Raw genomic sequence first — 22,539 nt, 5'->3', positions numbered from 1 at the left:
CTGGCTCAGCTTATGGAGGCTGGCTCCGATCAGTTCTGCCGCCAGCGACCCTGGCGCTGGTAATCAGCCAGCACCGGCCGGTGCAGGCGATTCGGCAGCACCCGCTCCCCCGGCGGCAGGGACAGATCCCGGCTCAGGGGAAAGAGCCGATCGAGCTGGCCCTGGTCGATCCAGCGGCCCTGGAAGGGAAGCGGCGCCTGGGGCTGGGGCTGACGTGGCTGGCCCCGGTGGGCCAGCACGAAGCCCCAGGGGCCGAAGCTCGGCACATCCACCCCGTAGGGCCGGGTGGCCAGGTTCAACTCAGCCAGGGTGGCCTGGATGGAGGCCAGCACCTTGGGGCTGAAGAAGGGGGTCGAGGCCTGGGTGACCAGCATCCCGTCCGGGGCGAGGCGCCGCAGCAGGCGCCCGTAGAAGGTGACGCTATACAAGCGGGCCAGCGGCGGCGTGGCCGGGTCGGGAAAGTCGGCAATGATCACGTCGTAGGTGCCCTGCAGCTGCCGCACCCGCTCAAAGGCATCGCCGATCAGAAGCCGTACCCGCCGGTCCTCCAGGCTGGCGCCGTTGAGGCGCCGCAGGAACGGCTGCTCCCGGGCCAGGCGCACCACGGCTGGATCCAGTTCCACCACATCCACCTGCCGCACCCCGGGCCAGCGCAGCACCTCCCGCAGGGCCAGGCCATCGCCGGCCCCCAACAGCAGCACCCGCTGCGGCTGGCCCTGCAGCGCCATCGCCGGATGCACAAGGGCCTCGTGGTAACGGTACTCATCGAGGCTTGAGAACTGCAGCTGGCCGTCGAGAAACAGGCGCAGGTCGTCGCGGCGGCGGGTGAGCACGATGCGCTGGTGGCGGCTCTGGAGACGACTGACCACCGGATCGTCGTAGAGGCCATCCTCGATCCGATCCCCGAGGGGGACGAGCCCCCAGCTAGAGAGGGCGATCAACGGAACGGCCACGGCGATCGAGCCGCGCCAGGGGCGCCCCACTGGAAACGTGGTGGCGATGGCCACACAACTGGCGAGGGGCACCAGGGCCAGCCATCCGGCGGTGGGCAGCAGACCCAGCCAGGGCAGCAGCACCAGGGGAAACAGCAGGGCCCCCACCAGGGCGCCCAGATAATCGAGGGCCAGCACCCGCGCCAGGGCCACCCGCAGCTGCTGGCCGCTCTCCAGCAGCCGGGTCAGCAGCGGCACCTCCATCCCACCCAGCACCCCCACCAGCACGGTGCAGATCACCAGGCCCAGCCACACCGGCCCGCCCAGCCGGAAGAGGGCGAACAGGGCCAAAGGCGCCAACAGGCACAGGGGGGCCAGGGCCAGTTCCACGGCCAGAAACCACTGCAGCAGGGCGAAGCCGGGCTCGGGGCCAGCGGCCAGAAACTGGCTCAGCCAGGCGCCCAGGCCCATGGCGGCCAGAAACGTGCCGATCACCACGCCGGTGGCCAGGGCATGGTCGCCCAGCAGGTAGCTGGCCTGGGTGGCGAGCATCAGTTCGAGTACCAGGCTGACGCTGGAGGAAATGGCTGCTGCCGCCAGCAGCACCCGCACCTGAAGGGGTGTCAGGGGCGCAAGGCGGCGAGGCGTCACTTGGCTGCACCGGGACCACGCCCCTGGAAACCGGTCCAGTCCTGCCGGCGGGGCGTCATCGGCACCCACCGCCCGGCGCGGTAGCTGCCGCCGTAGCGCACACCGCTGCCGGCGGCAGGGGTGCCGTCCTGGCCGAGGCGCCAGAGGCCCGGGCGGGTCACGGCCGTGACGGTGCCGATGGCAACCACCGCCACGGCCAGCAGCATCAGCACCCCGCGTTCATCGGCCATCTCAACGCGCCTCCAGCGCCCCATCCAGGGGCAGAACAGCCACCGGCCAGGCGCTCATCAGACCGTCCTCAACGGTGAGCTGCAGCCATTCCATCTCCCAGGCGTCGCCATCAACGCGGAACTCCTCCGGCACTCTCACCCGGAAGCGGTAGCTGCCGCGCTCAGGGAGCCGCAGGTGCAGGGTCTGGCGAACGGACAACCAGTGGTCGCCATCGTCGGAGCGGTGGGCCACGACCACCATCCCCCGATGCCGCAGACGAGGACGCCCCAGGGCATCACTCACCCGCAGCTCCAGGGCCGCCGGTTCCGGGGGCTGGCCCAGGGGTGGATTGTCATGGGGCAGCTCCCAACGCGCCACCACGCCCACCCGCAGCAGTCCAGGGCCACCGGCCTCACAGCGGATCGCCGCGTCAGCCTCCTGGCTGCGCCGGACCCAGCGGCCTCGGCTGACGCCATAGCAGGCCAGCAGCAGCACCTGGACCACCGCCAGCGTCAGCGCGGCGGTGAACAGCAGCAGGGGAGCATCGAGGCTGTGGTTGCGGACGCTGCCGCGCACCACAACCGGATTGGGCAGCGGCTGGCCCGCTTCATCAAGAAGATCCTGCAGCTGAACCGCCAGCTGGAAGAGGCCGCTCTGCCCAGGGCGCATGGCCAGCGTCAGGGCCGCGTCGGCTTCCTCCCAGGTGCCGGTCTCCCCCTCCTCCGACCAGGTGCCGCTCGCGCGCCAGCCGTCCTTGGTGAGGTTCAGCACGGTGCGGCCGCTGGCATCGAGGAGGGCGACGTCCAGCTCGATCGTGCTGTTGGGGGGTATGTCGGCCGTCAGCGCCAGCCGGGGGCTGCCCAGCCAGCCGTCCTTCAGCTCGAAGGGGGCGCTCAGCACCCGTGGACCCTCCGGCACCACCATCACCAGACGGCGTGGCCCCTCCAGGGCTGACAGCAGCAGCACCAGAAGGGGCAACAGCGGCAGCAAAAGACTGGCCAGGGGCCAGAGCAGCAGCGCCGGATCGCGCCGCCCGCCCAGAGGAGACGGGCCCATCAGGTGCTGGCCTCCTGTGCATCCCTACGGTAGGGGCGGCGTTGTGACGAGGGGATGGTCAAACCACTGCTCCAGATGCTGCTGATGGTCGGCTGGACCTTTCTGGGCATCATCCTCATCTACCTCGGGCTGCTGCTCTTCGATCGCCTCTCCCCGATCGACTATCGCGCCGAAATACGCCGCGGCAACATCGCCGCCGGTGTGGTGCTGGGGGCCGTGATCCTGGCCATTGCCGCCGTGGTGGTGGCGGTGCTCTCCACCTGATCCGCCGTCCCCGTTGACCCGACCCTTCGCAGCAGCGCTGCGCCCGATCGAGGCCTGGTTCAGCCGCCGCAGCTGGCGGCCAATGCCATTCCAGCGGCAGTGCTGGCGGGCGTACCTGGAGGGGGCCAGCGGCCTGATCCAGGTACCCACGGGCTGCGGGAAAACCTACGCCGCCGTGATGGGGCCGATTGCGGCGATGCTGGCCGAGAACGGTGGCTCCGGGCCGGAGGGGGGCCTGCGGCTGCTGGTGCTGACGCCCCTGCGGGCCCTGAGCCGGGATCTGCTGCTGGCGATCCAGGAGCCGATCGAGACCATGGGCTGGCCGTTGCGGGTGGGACTGCGCAACGGCGACACCACCAGCCATGAACGCGGCAAACAGCTGAAGGCGCCGCCGCAGATCCTGATCACCACCCCCGAATCCCTTTCCCTGCTGCTGGCCGGCCCCCGGGCCGAGGCGCTGTTCACCGACCTCAAGGCGGTGGTGGTCGATGAATGGCACGAGCTGATGGGCAGCAAGCGGGGCTCCCAGAGCGAGCTGTGCCTGAGCTGGCTGCGCAGCCGGCGGCCGGCCCTGCGCACCTGGGCGATCAGCGCCACGATCGGCAACCTCGAGGAGGCGGCCCGGGCTGCGGTGGGCGTCGGCGTTGAGCCGCGCATCATCACGGCCCGGATCCGGCGAGATACGGAGATCCGCAGCCTGCTGCCCGACACGATCGACGGCTTCCCCTGGGCCGGCCATCTGGGCCTGCGCATGTACGAGGAGCTGGTGGCCGCCATGGAGCCCGATGTCTCCACGCTGCTGTTCACCAACACCCGCAACCAGGCCGAACGCTGGCACCAGTGCCTGCGCTTCGCCTGCCCGGAGATGGAAGGCACCCTGGCCCTGCACCACAGCGCCATTGACCGGGCCACCCGCGAAGCCATCGAGGCAGGGGTGAAGGCCGCCGCGATCCGCTGGGTGGTCTGCACCAGTTCCCTCGATCTGGGGGTGGACTTCCAGCCGGTGGAGCGGGTGGTGCAGATCGGCAGTGCCAAGAACCTGGCCCGGCTGCTGCAGCGGGCAGGCCGTTCGGCCCATGCGCCTGGCGGCACGGCCCAGGTGCTGTTCATGCCCACCAACGCTCTGGAACTGCTGGAGGTCTCAGCGATGCGCCGGGGGCTGGGCGAGGGGCTGGTGGAACACCGCCGCCCACCCCATGAACCGCTCGATGTGCTGCTGCAGCACCTGGTCAGCCTGGCCTGCGGTCCGGGCTTCGAGCCCGAGGCCACCTTGGAGGCCGTGCGCCGCACTTGGAGCTACCGCCAACTGGAGCGCAGCCGCTGGGATTGGTGCCTGCGCTTTCTGGAGGACGGGGGCGACTGCCTGGGGGCCTACCCGCGCTACCGCAAGCTGGAGCGGGAGCCGGCCGAGCCCGCAGGAAACGGCGAGCAGCGCTTCGTGGTTCGGGAGCAGGCCGTGGCCCGCCTGCACCGGCTCAACATCGGCACAATCAGCGCCGATCGGGCCGTGACCGTGCGCTTCGTGCGCGGGGCCGTGCTCGGTCACGTGGAGGAGGTGTTCATCGGCCGGCTCAAACCGGGGGATGTCTTCTTCTTCGCCGGCCGCCAGCTGGAGTTCGTGCGGCTGCGGGAGATGACCGCGATGGTGAAGGCCACGACGCGCCGCAGCGCCATGGTGCCGGCCTGGGGCGGGGGCCAGATGGCCCTCTCGGATCTGCTCAGCGTCCACCTGCGCACGGAGGTGGATCGCTGTGCCCGCGCCCTCGACGGGGAGAAGGGTTATGCGCTCGACACCGCGGAACTCCAGGCCCTGCGGCCGCTGCTGGAGCGCCAGGTGCTTCTCTCTGCCCTGCCCCGTAGCCAGCAGTTTCTGGTGGAGGTGTGCCACACCCGGGAGGGCAGCCACCTCTACGCCTTTCCCTTCGAAGGACGCTTCGTGCACGAGGGCCTGGGCTTTCTGTGGTCGTGGCGGCTGGCCCGCCACCGTCCTGGCACCTTCACAGTGTCGGTGAACGACTACGGCTTCGAGCTGCTGGCGGCCCGCGACTATCCCTTTGAAGAGCTGCTGGAAATGCATGGCCCGGCCCTGCTGGACCCTGGAGGCCTGCTGGAGGATCTGGAGCGCGCCATCAACCTGTCGGAGCTGTGCCGCCGCCGCTTCCGCTCCATCGCCCAGGTGAGTGGGCTGGTGGTGAATGGCTATCCCGGCCAGGCCCGCTCCGGCGGCCAACTGCAGATCAGCGCCGCCCTGCTGTTCGATGTCTTTGAGCGCCACGAGCCCGGCAACCTCCTGCTGGCCCAGGCCCGCCGTGAAGTGCTGGAGGAGCAACTCGACCTCGGACGCCTGCTCAGCACCCTGCAGCGGCTGCAGGGGAGCGAATGGCTGCAGCGGCGCCTGCCAAGGCCCGGCCCGCTGGCCTTCCCGCTGCTGGCGGAGCGGCTCAATAACCGGATGAGCAATGAATCACTGCTGGAGCGGCTCCAGAAGCTGCGGCAACAGGCGGAGCGGGCCGAGGGGCCCTGAGGCGCTGGGATCGAGGGCCTGGGCTGGGGGGAAAGACTGGGTTGCTGAGATCAACGGAGGGGGTGGGATTCGAACCCACGGAATCTTTCGATTCGCCGGTTTTCAAGACCGGAGCCATCAACCACTCGACCACCCCTCCAGGCTGGACGGCCCCGACCTTACAGCTGGTTGGGCAGCCCTTTACAGCCTCCAGGAAGGGTCTGGCGGGAACGGGCGCCTGACCAGGCCGCCAGGTAGGCGCGATTGTCCGGATCCAACTGGCGCACACCGCTGAGATTGACGTTCTCCACCTGGGCCCCGGTGCCGGCGCCTCCGGCGTGGTCCGGCTCCATCTGGGCCTGGTGCGGGGTGGCCTCCAGGGCGTCGCCGTAGAAGAACCGAGCGGCCTGCAGACAGGCGCCCTGGAGATTGGCACCAGCCAGATTCACGGCCGCCAGATTGGCCTCGGCCAGGTCGGCGCCGGAGAGATCGGCGCCGGAGAGATCAGCGCCGTTGAAGTCAATGGCGCGCAGGTCGGTGCCGGCAAGGTCGGCGCCCCGCAGCATGCTCTGCAGGCGGATCACAGGAACTCCCCGCAAACGGTCCTCCTCGTAGCTGCCTTCGCCGTCGAGGATGGCGCGCCCCAGCCGTTGGTCACGCCGCAGGGGGGTGAGCAACCTGGCGTGGGAAAGAAAGCGCAGGATCCTGGCCTTGCCGTCACCATCGATGCTGCTCAGAACGGCGGCCAGGCGGCCCTCCGCCAACATCCGCTCCAGGGGCCAGTCCTCCAGCAAGCCCTCCTCGTCGCTGATCAGCTCGGAGATGCCATGGATGAAGCTGTCGATGGTCTGGGCCTGGGTGATGCGGTTCTGCTGGGTGGTGAGGCGCTGATCCACCATCACCTGGCGCCAGGCGATCATCAGAGCGACCAGGGCCACCAGGATCTGGCCGACGGCACCGATGACCCCCTCCCCGAAGGCGCCGATCGCCTCCCAGTCCCCATTGCGGTAGATCGCCAGCAGCGGGTCGAGCCAGCCAAGGGCCAGGGGGATCGACACCAGGGCCAGGACCAGGGACAGGGCCGCCACCAGGCGAACGGTGGGGGGGTCTTCCAGGTGGCGAGCCAGCACCTGCCAGAGGGGTGGCAGCAACTGGCGCAGGGCCAGGGCCACGGTCAGCAGGGCCGCCGGCACGGCGAGCCAGGCCAGTCCCACCAGCAGGGCCGCCTGCAGGATCAGGAGCGTCAGCAGCAGCTGCAGGCCGGCCCCATGGCGCAGACGCGTCCAGGGACCTCCCGCCCGCAGGGCAAGGGGCGGGGAAGCCGCCGCGGCGAAGGAGCGATCGTCCGGTTTCGTGGTCATGGCAGGGGGCTGCTCTGGAAGAAAAAGCCAGCCGCGAGGATGGCGTAGGCCGCCAGCAGGAGCACGCCCTCGAGCCAGTCGGAGCGTCCGTCGAGACTGACCAGATTGCTCACCAGAACGGCCGTGGCCACCGCGACCACCTCATAGATGTTGAAGCTGAGATCCAGGGGATGGCCCAGCAGGGGAGCCACCAGCAGCAGCACCGGCACCACCAGCAAACCCACCAGCAGGGTGGAGCCGAGGGCCACCGAGACGGCCAGGTCCATCTTGTCCTTGCGCGCCATGCTCACCGCCGTGAGGTACTCGGCGGCGCCGCCCAGCAGGGGCAGCAGCACCACGCCGGTGAACAGGGCCGAGAGGCCGAGGGACTCGGTGACGGTCTCCACGACGCCGACGAAAAGCTCCGAGGCATAGGCCAGCCCCACGGTGGCCGCCAGCAGCACGGCGATCCAGGGGAGCAAGGGGGGCCGATGGGCACGTTCAGCGCCGTGGCCGGGATCGTCAGCATCGACGATCAGGTCCGCTTCTGCCACCGCGTAAAGCGTGCGATGGGTTTTCAGAGAGAACAGCAGCGTGAGGCCATAGACCGCCAGCAGCACCCAGGCCACAAACAGCGAAAAGGACTCGGCGGCGGCCGCGTCCAGCCCCCCGGCCTCTCCCCCCACCATCCCCCGCAGGCTCGGGATCAGAATCGCCAGCACGGCCAGGGTCATGGCCGAGCCGTTGACCCGTGCCACCACCGGCTGGAAACGCTGCTCACTGCGCCCGATGCCCCCCACCAGCATCGACAGACCCAGGGCCAGCAGCAGGTTGGCCATGACCGTGCCGGTGATGCTGGCCTTGACGATGTCCACCAAGCCGGCCCGCAGGGCCGCGATGGCAATGATCAGTTCGGTGGCGTTGCCGAACAGGGCATTGAGCAGGGCCCCGATCGAGGGGCCGAGGGTGAGGGACAGCTCCTCGGTGGCGGTACTCAGAAGGATCGCCAAGGGCACGATCGAAAGGATCGAGGTGACGAAGACGATCCCATCGCCCCACTGAAACCGGTCAGCGGCCGCTGCGACCGGCAGCATCGCCAGCAGGCTGATGGCGAGGCGCAAGCGAGCGGACATGGAGCAGCGCCAACAGCGTGACTCATTGTGACCGACTGTTGACCAATGGGGCCATGGCCAGGCGAGCCGGCCACGTGAACACACCAGAGATGGGAGGTGCCAACTCCCGGCGCCTTCGTGCGGTAGACGGCACACCAGGATCTTTCGTCCCAGAATGTCTGCAGCAGCATTCTCCTGTTTGCCCGACACCCTGCAGGCCTCCATGGGCCCAAAGAATCCCCAGGCAATGACGCTCCCAGTCCTGCCGCCTGATGCCGGGGAGTCCGAACCGAACACCAACACCCGGAACGAACCAAACAGACAGCCTCTGCCATCGAGAAGAACGGTGGCGTCCATTCAGCGGGTCTTCACTCTCATTGCCATTGTCAATGGGCTCGTGTTGCTGTACTTGGTCGTTGCGGCTATCCAGCTGCTGATGGTTTCCGGTGCCCGATCAGCGGAGATCTATGTCTCACTGATTCTCACCCTGCTACTGGTCATCCTGGCGGTCATCTCCTATCAGATCATCACCAGGCGGATCATCCGTCCGATCGCTCGACTGGTCCGCGAAGCCAGTGAGATCGAGAGCGGTGACAGGACGAGCCTGCTGACGATCAGAAGCAACGATGAAATCTCGAAGCTTGCCCAGACCTTCAACATGGTGCTCGTCAAGATGCGCCAGGCACTCATGGCTGGAGAAGCCAGCAATCAGCAATTGCTGGAAGCCAATCGACAGATCGAAGCCTCCATCAACTACGCCGGGCTGCTGCAGAGATCGATCCTTCCGGATCGCCAGCTCCAGGACACCTTCGGCAGCAATCACTTCATCCTCTGGCTGCCACGCGACACGGTGGGAGGTGACTACTACATCTTCCACTCCGAAGGTGGGCACTGCCTCGCTGGGGTGGCCGACTGCGCTGGGCATGGGGTCTCAGGGGCCATGATGACCATGCTCGCCAGGGCGGGGATTGATCGTTCGATCATGGAAGTGGGGATCACCTCCCCTGCCGCCATCCTGAGCTGCACCGATACGGCCATGCGGACACTGCTGCATGGGGCCAGGATGAGCAAGTCCATCGCGACCAGCATGGACATTGGACTCGTGCGCCTTGACTTTGAAGCCAGAACGCTTAGATTTGCTGGCGCAAAGATCAGTCTCTATTGGACTGATGGGCAAACCATGCACATGCTCAGGGGAGACCATCGGGCGATCTGTGATCAACGCGTCGGTGCCTACACGGACCACGACATACCGTTGCTGCCGGACTGCACCTACTACCTGACCACCGATGGCCTGCTCGACCAATCAGGAGGCGAAGACGGTTTCTCACTGGGCACCCAGCAATTCAAGGAGTGGTTGATTCAGCTGGCGCGCCAACCCCTGGAACACCAGCGTCAAGCCTTGGCCGATGCGCTGGAAGAGTTTCGTGGACGTCACCCGCAGCGGGACGACATCACGATCCTCTCCTTCCGCTTCTCCCAGGAGATTCCTTGATGTCCTACCTGATCAACAACGCCCCCATGGCTGCTTTGACCACGACAACTCAAGTGGCCGCCTCGGACTTGAAGCGATGACCATCAGCACCACCAGTCTGATTTCGCTGAGAGAGTTTTTCAGCAATCATCAGATCCTCATCTGCTTCAACGGACCCATCTCCACCAACCTGATTGGGGAGATCGGATCTGCCCTTAAGGAACACATTGAATCCAACCACGCTCCTGAACTGGAGGTCATGGATGTGTTCAGCGTCTATATCGAGATGAGTCAGAATATCAGGAATTATGCAACAAGCCACGGCTTCAGCGATTCCGAGTCCTCGGCCACGGTCGTCATTGCAGCCGCCGAGGCTGGCCATTACGCCGTGTGTGCAGGTAACCTCGTAGAGATGGAGGATGGTCAAGCCCTGCTGAAACGGATCCACGAACTCGCAGACTGCGACAAGGCCCAGCTGAAGCTGCTCTATAAACAGCAGTTGCGCCAGCCCCACACCCAGACCCCTGGCCAGGGAGCCGGCCTGGGACTGATCGAAATCGCCAGGCGCTCGAGCCAACCGGTGGAGGCCTCCCTTGATCCCCTTGAGCCAGGCCGTGCCTTCTTCAGCCTTCGGGCCATCATCTGATCCCATGAGCAGCAGCGAAGAACTCAATCTCTCTGTGCCCGGCTCTCAATCCAGCCCATCGATTCGGGCGGATTGGAAAGCAGGTGTCGTCGTCATGAGTGGCGAGTCGTATCCGGAGAATTCTTTTGAACTTTACGATCAGTTGATTCAATGGATTGAATCCTACCTTTCAAGTGCTGAACACTCCCTTACGCTTGAACTGCATTTGAACTACCTCAATACCAGCAGCATTCGATTCATGATCGATATTTTTGACTCGCTGCAAACAGCCTTCGAAAGTGGCAAAGAAGTTTTGGTTCAGTGGATGTTCGATGACAGAAATCCCCGCTCCGCCGAACTGGGCTCTGAGTTTAAGGAAGACTATACCTTTCCATTCTTGATTCTCTCCATCAACGCCTGAGATGGTTGACCCTTCCCTCTCAAAGTCTGACGATCAATTGGAGCAGGAGGTGATGGCAGTTCTAGCCGATCACCGGTTTGATAATGATCCCATACGTCATCTGCTTTCTCGCTTGTGGCATCGCATCGAAGAACAGGTTGATCGGCTGGAGAGAGTGGCTGATATCTCTGATCTTTACCAGTCACATGTTCTCGAAAGTAACCGCAGTCTGGCGAATCGCTACGAGAAGCAATTACGGCAGATCAAACGTGTAGTTAAAATTTCAGATCTGTATCAGTCCTCACTGAAGGAACTTAATCTGTCGCTCTTTGAGGCCTCTACCCATGATTCACTGACGGGGGTTTCCAACCGACGTTTCATGGCAGAACGCTGCCTTGAGGAAGACCAGCGAGCCTCTAGACATGGCTCCACCTACTCGATGATCATTCTGGATGTGGATCATTTCAAGTTGATCAACGACGAGTATGGCCATGCCACTGGAGATCTGATGCTGGTGGACTTCGTCAAGGCCCTCTCCAGCAGCTTGCGGCACTACGACATCATTGCCAGATGGGGAGGCGAAGAATTCATGGCCTTGCTGATTGATGCCGATCTATCCACGGCCGAAATAGTGGCTAAGCGCATGTTAAGCAATATTCGTAATATGCGCGTTTCTATCGACGACATGGAATTGAATCTCACGGCCAGTTTGGGGCTGACCGAGCACAAGTCCGATGAAAATTATGACGCGACTTTCCGGCGAGCTGACAAAGCCCTGCTCATGGCCAAGAACGATGGCCGCGACAGGCTGGTGGTCATCGACCCAGCCGATCCCCTCAGCCACCGGGTCATCAGCGCCTTGGCGGCTGGCACTGATTGAGTCATTTTTGGGCTGAACCATCCAGGGAGCGCCCCTCAAACCTGAGCGAACCGGGCGGCTGGCCTGAGGAAAGGATTCCGTGCGTCAGGGCTGCAGCCGCCAAGGCTTCCGCTCAACTTTCTGGCTTGGCCAGAGGTAGGAGGCACTTATCAGAATCGCAACCGGCAGGACCGGCTTCAACCAGCTCACCTCCGTCATACTTCTGCAGAGCAAGGAAGAAATCACCGCACTGACGACGCTGCTCAACCTCAAGGACCATCTGGTGATAGGTGGCCTGATCAATCGGCTCAAAGGGCAATCGGGGGAAGGTGGCATTGGCATCAAACCGAGCCAGAAGAGCAGCGGAGATGTATCCCTCCCCATTCTCGATGGTCTGGTGGATCGCGGCGGCCAGTGCCTCGATTTCATGCTCACGAAACTCCACGGTGGCGGAGGTGTTGTGGGTGGTGAAGTGGCGTTGCACCTGCATGTAGAAATCAAACTGGGCCAGGGCGGAGAAATTGTTGATCTCCACCTGATCGGCACCAGGCAGGTTGGCCCAGCTGACCTCGGTGGGGATCTCCACCAGCCATTCGGTGCAGCGCGGATCAAACGGATCATTCAGCAGACGCCCCTGCTCGTCCTTGTCCGACTGGGACGGAACGATGGCGTAGCCGTAGTCCATGCAGGCGAGGGCCACCGGATCGTTCTTACGGAAGGTGATGCGCCGAATGAACCGCTGGGCCTTGGGGGGATGCCAGCCAGGGCTGGCGCCGGTGAGAAGACTCTTGGTGCCTGCCGGTTGGACGGTGGTGCAGCGGTTGGGGCGACGCATGGCGTGGCGATCGCAGTAGTCCCACACCGCGTCGTGCACGCACTGCTTCCAGCGCGACAGATAGGCCGCTTCCTCGGCCCGGAAGGCACGCCCCTCTTCAGAGTCAGGACGGCCTGCTTCCCACCACTGCAGCCAAGGGGTGCCGAAGGCATGCACAAAGAAATCGAACAGACCTGTGAAGCTGACACCCACGATCGGATCCCAGGCCCGGCTCTGGCGGTAACGCTCGACCTCAAAGCGGTGATTCAGCAGGCAGGCCACGGCCAGTCCTCCGGCCTTGAAGGCGTCGGCCTGGGCCTGGTGGTCGTGCGGATCGATCCGATTGAGGTGGATCTCGGCCAGGTTGCAGTGGAAGTCGGCCCCGAGAATCTCACCGCAAGGGTTGAGTCCGTAGCGGCCAAGCCGATGTTCGAGCTCGGCGTCGCTGACCTGGGGATGGTGCAGCTGCAGCCAGCGGCTGGCCTCCTCCTTGCCCTGGTCGCAGTACAGGCCGATGAACTCGGTGCGCAACTCGGGGGTGGTGAGCAGGTCGGCATTGGAGCGGGCAATCGCCTCGGGGGCGAACTGGATGGCTCCCTCCCCCGACTGGAACTGTTTGTTGACCGCCTCTAGGACCACCTCGCGGCTGGGCCGGACATGGAACACCCGGGTGTGGTTGGCCATGCGCAGGGCATCGCGCTCGGGATCGATGCGCCAGCTGCCCTGGCCGTCCTGTTGCCAGAGGTTCTCCTTGGCACCGAGAGCTGAATCATCGTCGGCGCAGAACTGGCGCATGCCGGCGCTGCGGCGGATGTTGCCGGCCACGATGGTCACTGCCGCTTCATCGATCAGCAGACAGCACTCCACCGAGGTGAGCTGGCGGCCCCTGGCCTTGTTGAGAATCTGGGCGACACGGCCGTAGAGATCCCTCAACTTGACGGGGTTGGCCATGCCGCCAAAGCCCTTGAGCGTTTCGCCCACAGGACGCACATCGGAAAGGTCCACCGACACATGGACGGGGCCGTCGAAGCGCTCATCACTGCAGAGATTGAGCAGCAGCCGGTAGCTTTCCACCCAGCCAGCTCGGGTGTCACCCACCCGCACGCTGACCTGCTGGCCCTCGATCCGGTGGCTGGTCTGCTGCTGACGGGATCCGATCGGGGTCACGCCGATGTCAGTGACCCCATCGATGACGAGGGTGTTGCGCACCTTCGGCAGACGGGCGATCAGGTGGGGCTCGATGATGGCGCCGGTGCCACAGCCCATCATCGCCAGATCCATCATCAGGGCGAAGGCTTCCCAGTCCACCAGATTCGTGGAGGTGCAGTTGTAGGCACCGGAGAAGTTTTCGGGTTGCTCGATCCACTCAGTGCCGCCGATCCACAGCCAGCGCCCGGACGGCAGGGCCATCTGATGGCGTTGCATGCGCCGGATCAGCTCCACCTCGTCGGGTGCGAGGGAGCCGAGCACCCGCAGGCCTTCGAGGTTGCGTTCGGCCACCTCATGCCAGCTCTCCCGACCGCCGCTGGCGGTCTTGCGGCTGTAGGTCCGATAGAACACCGGATAGGCCGCCGGGGCGGTGAGCGGAAAATCGGCTGACGGCGTGATGATCCCTTCGCTTCCGGGAGACATTGCCGCCATGGCGGGCGTGGCTGGACGGGCGGCGGACAGGGTCACGGTGGGTACGGCCGAGGCGTGCTGGAAACCATAACGCCACCTGTAGGGTCTGCAACGGCACCCACCCACCAGCCACGGTGCCTGCAGCGGCGGACTGGGAGGCTGGGTCGATGGAGCGACGCTGCGAACCGGAGCTGATGGAGGAGGCGCTGCAAGCCGAGGCCTATGCAGCGGCGGATTTCTCCGGCAGCGACCAGGCGGTCCTGGACAGGATCGAAGCCCTGCTCGCTGCCCGGGGGGAAGGGGACGGGGAGGGTCTCAGTTTTGTGGATCTGGGCTGCGGTCCTGGCAACATCACCTTTCTTCTGGCCCGGCGATGGCCCGAAGCCAGCGTGGTGGGCATCGATGGGTCCGCCGCGATGCTGGCCATCGCCGAGCGGCGGCGGCGCGCCAATCCCGCCAGCACGCGCCGCCTGCAGTTCCGCCAACTGGTCCTGCCCAGCCCACAGCTGGAGGGACGCTTCAGTGCCGTCGTCAGCAACAGCCTGCTGCACCATCTCCATGACCCCGGCGTGTTCTGGCAGAGCGTGCGGCAGCTCTCAGCACCGGGCATGAGCCTCTACGTGAGGGATTTGCGGCGGCCCGCGAACGACACTGAACTGGAAGCCCTGGTGCACCGCCATGCCGCTTCGGCACCGGAGGTCTTACGGCGGGACTACGCCCATTCCCTGCGTGCCGCCTTCACCTGCGCCGAGGTGGTGGGCCAACTTGAGGCCGCCGGACTTGAAGGCCTGCAGGTGCTGGAGGTGGACGACCGCTATCTGGAGATCCAGAGCCCCAGCCTGCCTGGCAGGCTGTCCTGATGGTCACCAGCTCCTCTTCTGCCCCTGCACCTGATTCCGACGCCACGGACCTGGCGGCGGCGGTCAGCCGGCGGCGCAATTTCGCGATCATTTCCCACCCCGATGCGGGCAAGACCACCCTCACCGAGAAGCTGCTCCTCTACGGCGGTGCCATCCAGCAGGCCGGGGCGGTGAAGGCCAAGGGGGAGCAGCGCAAGGTGACCTCCGACTGGATGGAACTGGAGAAGCAGCGCGGCATCTCGATCACCTCCACCGTGCTCCAGTTCGACTACGCCGGCAGCACGATCAACCTGCTCGACACACCCGGCCACCAGGACTTCTCCGAGGACACCTACCGGACCCTGGCCGCCGCTGACAACGCCGTGATGCTGGTGGATGCGGCCAAGGGTCTCGAACCCCAGACCCGCAAGCTGTTCGAGGTCTGCCGGATGCGGCGGATCCCGATCTTCACCTTCGTCAACAAGATGGACCGGCCGGGGCGTGACCCCTTGGAGCTGATTGATGAGATCGAGCAGGAGCTGGGCCTGGCCTGCTGGCCGGTCAACTGGCCGATCGGCAGCGGCGACCGTTTCCGGGGCGTGATCGACAGGCGCTCCCAGGATCTGCTGCTGTTCGAACGGGCTGAACGGGGCCGGCAGAGCCTGGAGCGACGCCTGGCTCCCGGGGATCCCGACCGCGCTCAGCGGGTGGAAGCGGAGTTGCTGGAGCAGGCCCTGGAGGAACTGGAGCTGGTGAAGGGCGCCGGAGCGGCCCTGGATCTGGAGCAGGTGCACGCCGGTGAGCTGAGTCCGGTGTTCTTCGGTTCGGCGATGACCAATTTCGGGGTGCGTCCCTTTCTTGATGCCTTCCTGGGGCTGGCCCAGCCCCCGGTGGCCAGGGAGAGTGACCAGGGGCCGGTGGATCCGCTGCGGCCGGAGTTCAGCGGTTTCGTCTTCAAGCTGCAAGCCAACATGGACCCGCGCCACCGGGACCGGGTGGCCTTCGTTCGGGTCTGCAGTGGCCGCTTCGAAAAGGACATGAACGTGCGCCACGCCCGCAGTGGGCGCACCATCCGTCTGTCGCGACCACAGAAGCTGTTTGGCCAGGACCGGGAGGTGGTGGACGATGCCTACCCCGGCGATGTGATCGGCCTCAACAACCCCGGCATGTTCGCGATCGGCGACACCCTCTACACCGGCTCCCGGGTGGAATACGAGGGCATTCCCTGCTTCTCGCCCGAGATCTTCGCCTGGCTGCGCAATCCCAATCCCTCGGCCTTCAAGAGCTTCCGCAAGGGGGTGAACGAGCTGCGCGAAGAGGGGGCCGTTCAGGTGCTCTACGACACCGACCCCAGCAAGCGGGATCCGATCCTGGCGGCGGTGGGCCAGCTGCAGCTTGAGGTGGTTCAGTATCGGCTGGAGAACGAATACGGCGTCACCAGCCGGCTGGAACCGCTGGAATTCAGCGTTGCCCGCTGGGTGAGCGGCGGTTGGCCGGCCCTCGAGAGCGTCGGCCGTCTGTTCAACTGCAAGACGGTTCGCGATGCCTGGGACCGACCGGTGCTGCTGTTCCGCAACGACTGGAACCTGCACCAGCTGCAGGAGGACCATCCGCAGCTGGAGCTGCACGGGGTGGCGCCTGTGGTGAGTGGCGTGGAACCCATCGCCCTCTGAGCCAGGGTCCCGACGGCGCCACGGGAGGAAACCCTCCCTCGCGCCAGGCGATCGGAGGGGGCAGAATGAAGCAACAATTTGTCACGCCGCAACGGACGGTCACAGCGATGCCTCGATCCGTGACGCCATCCCAGCTCTGGCTGGTGCGTCCCCGCAGTGACGGGGGCAGTGATTACGTCAGTTTCCAGCCCTCGCAAGGGGCCGTGGAGATGCGTGAGGGCAGCCACCTGCCGCCCCAGATGCCTCTGCTCAAACGTCGCCGTTCGCTGGCCATCGAGGAAGCCGAGGCCTGCACCCGCCGACTGCAACAGGAAGCGGGATATCACCGCAGTGAACCGCTTTTTTAGTCCTGGCTCGATACGCTCGGTGGCATGAACCAAGGATCTGACCTGGCCCAGCCGTCCCCTGACGCCTCCGATCCGTATGAGCGGCTCGGAGTCGCTCCTGATGCTTCCTTCGACTCCGTCCAGGAGGCCAAGCTGGCGCGGCTGGATGAGGCCGGTGACGACCCCATGGTTCGCTCCCGCATTGAGGCCGCCTATGACGCGGTGTTGATGGATCGCTTGAAGGAACGCCAGCAGGGCCGGGTCAGCAGCGCCGCCCGCTCCGCCTCCCAGAGGGAACAGGCCTCACCGCCACCGAGCCGTCCGGCCCTGTCCGCCCTGCCGAGCCTGCCCCAGCTCCCCCCATCCCGCCTTCCCCGTCCCAGCTTCTCCCTGCCCCAGCTGCAGTTGGCCACCGGCCGGGATCTCTGGTTTCCCCTGGCCGCCGATGGCGTGCTGCTGGTGTTGCTCGTGCTGATGCCCGGAGCCGCCCCCGAACTGCTGACGGCGCTGGCCACCGGGGTCACCCTGCTCAACCTGCAGCGGCGCCGTGGGAAGTTCCTGGCAGCGGTGGGCTGGTCCTTCGCCCTGCTTTGCCTGGGTCTGATCCTGGGCGGTCTGCTGGCGAGCGGGTTGGGCCCCAGCCTCAGCCAATCCCTGCCGGTGACCACCCTGCAGCTGCAGAGCATCCCGGCCATCCTCCTGCTGCTGCTCGGCGCCCTGCTGATCGCCTAGGCCACAGGGGCCAGCTCATCGATCAGTTGCTGCAACTCAGCGGCCTCCACCCGGTACACCTCATTGCAGAAATGGCAGGTCAGTTCCGCCTGGCCGTCCTGATGGAGCATGTCGGTGAGTTCGTCGCGGCCCAGCAGCTTGAGGGCGCTGACGCTGCGGTGGCGGCTGCAGGGGCAGTGGAACTGGACGGACTGCTGGATCGAACCGGCCTCGAGAGGCTGGGGATCAAGGTCCGGAAAAATGTCCTCGAACAGGGCATGGAGCTGGTCGGCATTGGCGGCGAGCCGCTCGCTGAAGCCGGTGATTTCCCGGCAGCGCTCCTCCAGCAGGGCCACCAGGGCCGGTTCCCGCGCCGCTTTCGGCAACACCTGCACCAGCACACCCCCGGCGCAACGGACGCCGGTGCTGTCGATCGTCTCGCCCACGAACAGGGCCGAAGGGGTCTGCTCGGAGTGGAGCAGATAGGAGGCCACGTCCTCACCGATGCCACCGCTCACCAGCTCCACGGTGCTGCTGAAGGGTTCCCCCTGGCCCCGGTCCCGCACCACGTGCAGGTAACCGGTGCCGGTGGCGCGGCGGAAGTCGAACTGGTGGCCCCCGGCCGCATCCCTCAGCAGATCCAGCTCCAGCTCGGGCCGGCCCACGTAGCCGCGCACGGTGCCATCCCGGCCCGCATCCACCATCAGGCCGCGCAGGGGACCATCGGACTGAATGCGCAGGTTGACCCGGCCATGGGCCACCTTCATCGAGCTGGCCAGCAGCAGGCCCGCGCTCATGGCCCTGCCCAGCAGGGCCGTTGTGAGGAAGGAGAGGCCATGGCGTTGGCTGGCCTGGCGGCTGGCGGACGTGGTGGTGACCGCCACCATGCGAATGCCGCCACCGGCACCGGTGGCCCTCAGCAAGCGATCCCCCATCAAGCCGTTCCCTGTGATCCGGTCGTCATCGTAAGGAGCCGGAATGCAGCGCCTCCAGGGGCCTCAGGGTTCCCTGCTCCAGACGCCAACCCCGGTCGATGACGCCCCGGAACAGTTCGGGTTCGTGGGTGACCACCAGCAGGGCCCGTTCCTTGGCGAGGTCCCCCAGTAACTGGAGCACCTCTTCCCGCACGGTCCAGTCGAGGCCAGCGGTGGGTTCATCCAGCAACAGCACCCTGGCCTCACGCAGCAGCTGGACCGCCAGGGCCAGGCGGCGCTGCTGGCCGCCGCTGAGGCGCTCAGGCGCCTGCTGCAGGGAGAGGCTGCCGAGGCCCACCTGCTCCAGGACGGCCTCGGCCTTCTCGGCGGTGAGGCGGCGCTGGCCCAGCTTCAATTCCTGACCCACCGTCAGGCCAAGGAAATGGCGTTCCGGGAACTGGAACACCAGTCCGCACAGCCAGCGCCTCTGACGGCTGCTGAGGACCTCGCCCTGCCAGAGGAAGCGGCCGGCATCGGCTTCGGCCAGGCCGCAGATCACCTCCAGCAACGTCGTCTTGCCACTACCGCTGCGGCCGGCCACCAGGGCCGGAGATCCCACCGTCAGCTGCAGCGACACGTCCGCCAGCACCGGAGCCGGCGCCGTGGCGGGGTGGTACCGCAGACCGATGACATCGAGCATGGCACCAGCATGCCGCCCGGCACTGCGGCGGGGGAACGTGTTGGATGGGGGGACGTGCGCGCCGTTCGCCCCTTTCCCCATGGATGTCCGATTTCGCGAGGTGGATCCGTTCAACTGCTGGATCTGGCTGCACTTCGCCGACCAGCCCGGTGGCGCTGAGCGGGGCTACGTGGAAACGGCCCTCGACAGCTGGTTCTTCCTGGGCAAGCTGGGTGCCTTCAACGCCGAGAACCTGCAGACCCATGAAGGGGGTGTGGATCTCGGTTGGCTCCCTTACGACACCGAGGCCGCCGAGCGAAGCCTGCCGGCCCTGATGCACAACATGGGGCCAATGGAATACCAGGACGACTGGGCGCGCTGCTGGGTCGACCTGGGCACCAGCGATGCCCTGGCTCTCGATGTGCTGATCAACGCCCTGCGACAGCTCGACAATGACGTGCTGGAGATCACCGAGCTGGTGATCGGCGGGCTGAACGAGGACTGGCCGATCGAGGAGGAACCCGACAGCCCCTTCTCCAGGGACTGATGGGGCGGGAGTTGCGGCGGCTGCTGATCGCCCCGGAGCGAATCGCCGCCCTGGCGGGGGATCGGCAGGAGCTGCCTTCGCTGGCCCTGGAGCCCCAGGAAGGCCATTACGTGGAACGGGTGCTGCGCTACCGCCCGGGCGATCGGTTGGCGCTGGTCGACGGCGTCGGCCAGCTCTGGACGGCTGTGCTCGAACCGGAGCGGCGGCTGCGGCTGGAGCAGCCACCGGAGGCGCCCCTGCTGCGGGAGGCGGCCATCACTCCGCCCCTGGCGCTGGCCGTGGCCGTGCCCAAGCGGGAGGCGGATCTGGTCTGGCGCATGGCCACCGAACTGGGCGCCGACCAGCTCCAGCCCCTGCTGGCCCAGCGCAACGCCCCCGGTGAGCGCTGCCCCCTCGACCGCTGGCGGGGGATCGTGCGGGAGGCCACCGAGCAGTGCGAACGGCTGTGGCAGCCGCAGCTGGAATCCCCCTGTGAAGCCGGGGCCTGGCTGGCGCGGCCGGCCCCTGGGATCTCCCTGCTGGCCACGACCCGCCGGGATGGCCTGCCGCTCTGCAGTCAGCGGCTGCGGCAACTGGCCGATGGGGCGAACCACCGCGATCTCACCGCCGGCATCCGGCTCGCGATCGGTCCGGAAGGGGGCTGGAGCCCCGAGGAAGAGGAGCGGGCCGAAGCGGCCGGCTGGCAGCCCGTGAGCCTGGGGGGATCGATCCTGCGCACGGCCACCGCTGCGGTAGGCGGCCTGGCCTTGCTGGCTGACTGGCGCGCGCTCAGGAGCGCATCATGCCGGCCGCCATCTCCTTGAAGCCACCCAGATTGGCGCCGGGGGTGCGGCGCTTCATCGGCGTGGCCCCCCCCGCTGTGACGCAGTCGGGGGCGAAGGTGGCCAACGTCGGAGCGGGCCGAAGCGCCTCGGCGGCGGCCAGTTCGGCGGCGATCGCCTCAGCGGTGGTGAGACCCGAAACAGGGGGGAGGGACGCTTCTGCTGCTGCCGTCGCTGCCGCGCCGGGCTGAGCCTCAGCCGCCTGTGGGGAGACCGTGGTCTCCGCCGGAGCGGGCTCCGCCTTGGGAGGTGCCACCACCACAGGGGGGTCGTTGCCTTCGCCGCCACCCAGATCGAGGAAGAACTTGGGTCGTTTGAAGACCATTCGGGACACCACCGGATGCAGCGATTATCCGCCGAGGTCGGCACCTGGGAGCGAGTCGCTTAGATCTGTGCAACACAGTCGGGTCCCCGCCATGGTGTCGCTGCCCCCCCAGGACCCTCTGCACTGGCTGGCGGCCCTGGCGATCAACGGCCTGCTGATCGCCGTCGCCCAGCGCCTGCCCCTGCTGACGCGGGCCGGCTGGGTGCACGCCGGGGTGCTCGGCACCCTGCTGTGGGGAAGCCTCGGCTGGCGTGGCTGGCTGGCGGTGGTGGCCTATCTGGCCCTGGGCAGCCTGGTGACCAAGCTGGGCTTCCGACGCAAGCGGGAGCTGGGGCTGGCAGAGGCCCGCGACGGCAGGCGCGGGCCCGAAAACGTCTGGGGCTCGGCCCTGGTGGGAACCGTGCTGGCCCTGCTGGCCTGCCGGGCGCCAGCGGCCGCGGTGCCCCTGCTGCTGGCCGGCTTCGCCGCCAGCTTCGCCGCCAAGCTCGGCGATACCTTCGGCAGCGAGATCGGCAAGCGCTGGGGCCGCCACACCGTGCTGATCACCAGCCTGCGGCCGGTGCCGCCCGGCACGGAGGGGGCGATCAGTCTGGAGGGCACCACCGCCAGCCTGGTGGGCAGCAGCCTGATGACCCTGGCCCTGCTGGCCCTCGGCCTGATCCGTGGCTGGCCCCTGGCGCTCCTGGTCAGCGGCGTCGGGCTGGTGGCCACCCTGGCGGAGAGTGTCGTGGGAGCCAGCCTGCAGCAACGCTGGGGCTGGCTCAGCAACGAGGTGGTCAACGGGCTGCAGACGCTGCTGGCGGCCCTGCTGGCCATGGGCCTGGTGCACTGGCTGGCGCCTGGGGCGGGCTGAGGGGCCTGCTCCCGCCAGGCGAGGGCGGCGCGCCGCAGGCGATCGAGAACGGCATCGCAGCGGCGCTGGGCCTGGCGGGCAGGGATCCCAAGCTGCCGGCCCAGCTCCACCCAGGTGCAACCCACATCGATCCGGCCCACCAGCAGTTCCCGTTCCCGGGGGTCGAGATCCGCCAGCTGCTGGCGCAACCACTGTTGCTCGGCGCCGCGGGCTTCGCTGGTGCTCAATGACTCCTCCTCCCCACCGGGAGCCGCGGGGGAGGCCAACAGGTCCAGCAGGCAGCCGGCCGCGTCGGCCTCGCCCTCACCCTGGCCAAGGGGGGCATCCAGACTGCGCACCCGGCCGGCACTGCGGAGCTGCAGGGCTTCCTCGAGCCTCTCCGGATCGCAGGCCAGCCGATCGGCGAGGGCGGCCGTAGGCCATGGATCCAGCCCCTGGCGGCGGCGAGCCTCCTGGAGGCTGAGCACCTGCTGGTGCAGATCCCACAGGGGTCGGGGCGGCCGCACCATGGGCTGGCGATCCCGCCGCTCCCGCCGCATCGCCCACTGCACGTAGGGCACCGCGAAGCTACTGAGGCTGACGTTGCGATCGGGGTCAAAGGCCTCGACCGCCCGGATCAGGCCGAGGCTGCCCACCTGAGCCAGGTCCTCGAAAGTCAGGCCGCCTTCGCTGCCCTGGCGTCCGGCGATGGCATACACCAGCGGCAGGTTGTCCTCCACGAGAAGATTGCGCCAGTGCAGCCGACTGAGAGGATCGGTGGCGGCTGCAAAGGCCTTCAGCCGGCGGCGGTTGCGGGTGCGGCGATCCACGATCGCCTCGGGGATCTCGCGGCAGCCTGGGCAGAGATCCGGCTGCGGCGCCCGGCGGCTCTCCAGCAACGCAGGGGCCAGTGGTGGGAGTGGCGGAGGGCGATCCATGGCAGTGGTTCCAACGGGGTCCGTTTCTTCAGAGTCGCCGCAGGCAGGCAGCGCAGGTTCACCGGATGGGGGGA

General features: G+C 66.8%; 22 protein-coding genes, 1 tRNA gene and 1 pseudogene. 13 read left to right on the top strand and 11 right to left on the bottom strand.

Going from position 1 to position 22,539, the window contains the following annotated elements; genetic code table 11:
• Positions 1–29 precede the first annotated feature (29 nt).
• From KBY95_RS02165 to KBY95_RS02155, 3 genes are read right to left on the bottom strand one after another with little or no spacing between them, the layout of a single operon-like run.
• Positions 30–1,583 (bottom strand): polyamine aminopropyltransferase, encoded by a 1,554-nt coding sequence (locus KBY95_RS02165; protein WP_254963040.1) that lies wholly within the window; start codon positions 1,581–1,583, stop codon positions 30–32.
• Positions 1,580–1,813, bottom strand: coding sequence for a hypothetical protein (locus KBY95_RS02160; protein ID WP_254963039.1), 234 nt, complete (start codon positions 1,811–1,813; stop codon positions 1,580–1,582). Before KBY95_RS02160 ends, KBY95_RS02165 begins: the two co-directional genes overlap by 4 nt.
• Before the next feature lies 1 nt (position 1,814).
• A complete protein-coding gene (locus KBY95_RS02155; RefSeq protein WP_254963038.1) occupies positions 1,815–2,849 on the bottom strand; it encodes a hypothetical protein in 1,035 nt (344 codons plus the stop codon).
• Positions 2,850–2,903: 54 nt separating this feature from the next.
• Between KBY95_RS02155 and KBY95_RS02150 the strand changes: the two genes are divergently transcribed.
• Both KBY95_RS02150 and KBY95_RS02145 read left to right on the top strand, forming a co-directional pair.
• Complete coding sequence (locus KBY95_RS02150; protein WP_216908808.1) at positions 2,904–3,113, top strand: DUF350 domain-containing protein; 210 nt, start codon at positions 2,904–2,906, stop codon at positions 3,111–3,113.
• 13 nt (positions 3,114–3,126) lie between these two features.
• Positions 3,127–5,637, top strand: a complete 2,511-nt coding sequence (locus KBY95_RS02145; RefSeq protein WP_254963037.1) for a ligase-associated DNA damage response DEXH box helicase — start codon at positions 3,127–3,129, stop codon at positions 5,635–5,637.
• A 54-nt stretch (positions 5,638–5,691) separates the two neighbouring features.
• Here KBY95_RS02145 and KBY95_RS02140 read toward each other — a convergent pair.
• The 3 genes from KBY95_RS02140 to cax all read right to left on the bottom strand — a co-directional run bounded on the left by KBY95_RS02140 (position 5,692) and on the right by cax (position 8,089).
• A tRNA-Ser gene (locus KBY95_RS02140) sits at positions 5,692–5,776 on the bottom strand.
• A 19-nt stretch (positions 5,777–5,795) separates the two neighbouring features.
• Entirely contained in the window at positions 5,796–6,977 is a 1,182-nt protein-coding gene (locus tag KBY95_RS02135; protein WP_254963036.1) for a pentapeptide repeat-containing protein, read from the bottom strand.
• Positions 6,974–8,089 (bottom strand): calcium/proton exchanger, encoded by a 1,116-nt coding sequence (cax, locus tag KBY95_RS02130; protein WP_254963035.1) that lies wholly within the window; start codon positions 8,087–8,089, stop codon positions 6,974–6,976. The genes KBY95_RS02135 and cax overlap by 4 nt, the downstream gene beginning before the upstream one ends.
• A gap of 178 nt (positions 8,090–8,267) precedes the next feature.
• Between cax and KBY95_RS02125 the strand changes: the two genes are divergently transcribed.
• The 4 genes from KBY95_RS02125 (at position 8,268) to siaD (ending at position 11,447) form a co-directional block, all read left to right on the top strand.
• A complete protein-coding gene (locus KBY95_RS02125; RefSeq protein ID WP_254963034.1) occupies positions 8,268–9,563 on the top strand; it encodes a SpoIIE family protein phosphatase in 1,296 nt (431 codons plus the stop codon).
• A gap of 76 nt (positions 9,564–9,639) precedes the next feature.
• Positions 9,640–10,188, top strand: coding sequence for a biofilm regulation protein kinase SiaB (gene siaB / locus KBY95_RS02120; RefSeq protein WP_254963033.1), 549 nt, complete (start codon positions 9,640–9,642; stop codon positions 10,186–10,188).
• A 4-nt stretch (positions 10,189–10,192) separates the two neighbouring features.
• Positions 10,193–10,588, top strand: coding sequence for a biofilm regulation phosphoprotein SiaC (siaC, locus tag KBY95_RS02115; RefSeq protein WP_254963032.1), 396 nt, complete (start codon positions 10,193–10,195; stop codon positions 10,586–10,588).
• A 1-nt stretch (position 10,589) separates the two neighbouring features.
• Positions 10,590–11,447, top strand: coding sequence for a biofilm regulation diguanylate cyclase SiaD (gene siaD / locus KBY95_RS02110; RefSeq protein ID WP_254963031.1), 858 nt, complete (start codon positions 10,590–10,592; stop codon positions 11,445–11,447).
• Positions 11,448–11,559: 112 nt separating this feature from the next.
• Here siaD and nrdJ read toward each other — a convergent pair whose 3' ends face one another.
• Positions 11,560–13,881 (bottom strand): ribonucleoside-triphosphate reductase, adenosylcobalamin-dependent, encoded by a 2,322-nt coding sequence (gene nrdJ, locus KBY95_RS02105; RefSeq protein WP_254963269.1) that lies wholly within the window; start codon positions 13,879–13,881, stop codon positions 11,560–11,562.
• Between the two features lie 113 nt (positions 13,882–13,994).
• Between nrdJ and KBY95_RS02100 the strand changes: the two genes are divergently transcribed.
• From KBY95_RS02100 to KBY95_RS02085, 4 genes are all read left to right on the top strand, one after another.
• A complete protein-coding gene (locus tag KBY95_RS02100) occupies positions 13,995–14,720 on the top strand; it encodes a class I SAM-dependent methyltransferase (RefSeq protein WP_315858884.1) in 726 nt (241 codons plus the stop codon).
• On the top strand, positions 14,720–16,372 hold the full coding sequence (locus tag KBY95_RS02095) for a peptide chain release factor 3 (protein ID WP_254963030.1): 1,653 nt from the start codon (positions 14,720–14,722) through the stop codon (positions 16,370–16,372). The genes KBY95_RS02100 and KBY95_RS02095 overlap by 1 nt, the downstream gene beginning before the upstream one ends.
• Positions 16,373–16,479: 107 nt before the next feature.
• Positions 16,480–16,719 (top strand): hypothetical protein, encoded by a 240-nt coding sequence (locus tag KBY95_RS02090; RefSeq protein WP_254952252.1) that lies wholly within the window; start codon positions 16,480–16,482, stop codon positions 16,717–16,719.
• A 24-nt stretch (positions 16,720–16,743) separates the two neighbouring features.
• Positions 16,744–17,430: a CPP1-like family protein gene (locus tag KBY95_RS02085; protein WP_254963029.1), complete on the top strand. Its 687-nt coding sequence runs from the start codon at positions 16,744–16,746 to the stop codon at positions 17,428–17,430.
• On the opposite strand, the gene hslO is transcribed toward KBY95_RS02085, so the two are convergent.
• Positions 17,427–18,344, bottom strand: a complete 918-nt coding sequence (hslO, locus tag KBY95_RS02080; protein WP_254963028.1) for an Hsp33 family molecular chaperone HslO — start codon at positions 18,342–18,344, stop codon at positions 17,427–17,429. The two genes, KBY95_RS02085 and hslO, sit on opposite strands and share 4 nt — an antisense overlap.
• 25 nt (positions 18,345–18,369) lie before the next feature.
• Positions 18,370–19,023 carry an ABC transporter ATP-binding protein gene (locus KBY95_RS02075; protein WP_254963027.1) on the bottom strand — a complete coding sequence of 218 codons (654 nt, stop codon included), beginning with the start codon at positions 19,021–19,023 and terminating at the stop codon, positions 18,370–18,372.
• Positions 19,024–19,102: 79 nt separating this feature from the next.
• On the opposite strand from KBY95_RS02075, the gene KBY95_RS02070 reads away from it, so the two are divergent.
• Together KBY95_RS02070 and KBY95_RS02065 are read left to right on the top strand one after the other, a co-directional pair.
• A complete protein-coding gene (locus KBY95_RS02070) occupies positions 19,103–19,549 on the top strand; it encodes a DUF3531 family protein (protein ID WP_254963026.1) in 447 nt (148 codons plus the stop codon).
• Complete coding sequence (locus KBY95_RS02065; protein WP_254963025.1) at positions 19,549–20,352, top strand: 16S rRNA (uracil(1498)-N(3))-methyltransferase; 804 nt, start codon at positions 19,549–19,551, stop codon at positions 20,350–20,352. The genes KBY95_RS02070 and KBY95_RS02065 overlap by 1 nt, the downstream gene beginning before the upstream one ends.
• On the opposite strand, the gene KBY95_RS02060 is transcribed toward KBY95_RS02065, so the two are convergent.
• Positions 20,318–20,695 (bottom strand): hypothetical protein, encoded by a 378-nt coding sequence (locus KBY95_RS02060; RefSeq protein WP_254963024.1) that lies wholly within the window; start codon positions 20,693–20,695, stop codon positions 20,318–20,320. The genes KBY95_RS02065 and KBY95_RS02060 overlap by 35 nt on opposite strands.
• Positions 20,696–20,786: 91 nt before the next feature.
• Between KBY95_RS02060 and KBY95_RS02055 the strand changes: the two genes are divergently transcribed.
• Positions 20,787–21,548, top strand: a complete 762-nt coding sequence (locus KBY95_RS02055) for a DUF92 domain-containing protein (RefSeq protein ID WP_254963023.1) — start codon at positions 20,787–20,789, stop codon at positions 21,546–21,548.
• Positions 21,549–21,586: 38 nt separating this feature from the next.
• On the opposite strand, the pseudogene KBY95_RS16470 reads toward KBY95_RS02055, so the two are convergent.
• Positions 21,587–22,465, bottom strand: a pseudogene (locus tag KBY95_RS16470) (sigma-70 family RNA polymerase sigma factor); the annotation flags it as partial.
• Positions 22,466–22,539 lie beyond the last annotated feature (74 nt).

Origin of the sequence: Cyanobium sp. Aljojuca 7A6 (assembly GCF_024346455.1) — a bacterium.
Taxonomy (GTDB): domain Bacteria; phylum Cyanobacteriota; class Cyanobacteriia; order PCC-6307; family Cyanobiaceae; genus Cyanobium.
The sequence above is the reverse complement of the archived record's forward strand: the minus strand, read 5'-3'. Positions and strand labels throughout refer to the sequence as shown.

What these genes read in the sequence shown, in the direction of transcription:
- KBY95_RS02160 (WP_254963039.1), bottom strand. Translation starts at nt 1,813, where the DNA reads ATGGCCGATGAACGCGGGGTGCTGATGCTGCTGGCCGTGGCGGTGGTT.
- KBY95_RS02155 (WP_254963038.1), bottom strand. Translation starts at nt 2,849, where the DNA reads ATGGGCCCGTCTCCTCTGGGCGGGCGGCGCGATCCGGCGCTGCTGCTC.
- KBY95_RS02150 (WP_216908808.1), top strand. Translation starts at nt 2,904, where the DNA reads ATGGTCAAACCACTGCTCCAGATGCTGCTGATGGTCGGCTGGACCTTT.
- KBY95_RS02135 (WP_254963036.1), bottom strand. Translation starts at nt 6,977, where the DNA reads ATGACCACGAAACCGGACGATCGCTCCTTCGCCGCGGCGGCTTCCCCG.
- cax (WP_254963035.1), bottom strand. Translation starts at nt 8,089, where the DNA reads ATGTCCGCTCGCTTGCGCCTCGCCATCAGCCTGCTGGCGATGCTGCCG.
- siaB (WP_254963033.1), top strand. Translation starts at nt 9,640, where the DNA reads ATGACCATCAGCACCACCAGTCTGATTTCGCTGAGAGAGTTTTTCAGC.
- siaC (WP_254963032.1), top strand. Translation starts at nt 10,193, where the DNA reads ATGAGCAGCAGCGAAGAACTCAATCTCTCTGTGCCCGGCTCTCAATCC.
- siaD (WP_254963031.1), top strand. Translation starts at nt 10,590, where the DNA reads ATGGTTGACCCTTCCCTCTCAAAGTCTGACGATCAATTGGAGCAGGAG.
- nrdJ (WP_254963269.1), bottom strand. Translation starts at nt 13,881, where the DNA reads ATGGCGGCAATGTCTCCCGGAAGCGAAGGGATCATCACGCCGTCAGCC.
- KBY95_RS02095 (WP_254963030.1), top strand. Translation starts at nt 14,720, where the DNA reads ATGGTCACCAGCTCCTCTTCTGCCCCTGCACCTGATTCCGACGCCACG.
- KBY95_RS02090 (WP_254952252.1), top strand. Translation starts at nt 16,480, where the DNA reads ATGCCTCGATCCGTGACGCCATCCCAGCTCTGGCTGGTGCGTCCCCGC.
- KBY95_RS02085 (WP_254963029.1), top strand. Translation starts at nt 16,744, where the DNA reads ATGAACCAAGGATCTGACCTGGCCCAGCCGTCCCCTGACGCCTCCGAT.
- hslO (WP_254963028.1), bottom strand. Translation starts at nt 18,344, where the DNA reads ATGGGGGATCGCTTGCTGAGGGCCACCGGTGCCGGTGGCGGCATTCGC.
- KBY95_RS02075 (WP_254963027.1), bottom strand. Translation starts at nt 19,023, where the DNA reads ATGCTCGATGTCATCGGTCTGCGGTACCACCCCGCCACGGCGCCGGCT.
- KBY95_RS02070 (WP_254963026.1), top strand. Translation starts at nt 19,103, where the DNA reads ATGGATGTCCGATTTCGCGAGGTGGATCCGTTCAACTGCTGGATCTGG.
- KBY95_RS02065 (WP_254963025.1), top strand. Translation starts at nt 19,549, where the DNA reads ATGGGGCGGGAGTTGCGGCGGCTGCTGATCGCCCCGGAGCGAATCGCC.
- KBY95_RS02060 (WP_254963024.1), bottom strand. Translation starts at nt 20,695, where the DNA reads ATGGTCTTCAAACGACCCAAGTTCTTCCTCGATCTGGGTGGCGGCGAA.
- KBY95_RS02055 (WP_254963023.1), top strand. Translation starts at nt 20,787, where the DNA reads ATGGTGTCGCTGCCCCCCCAGGACCCTCTGCACTGGCTGGCGGCCCTG.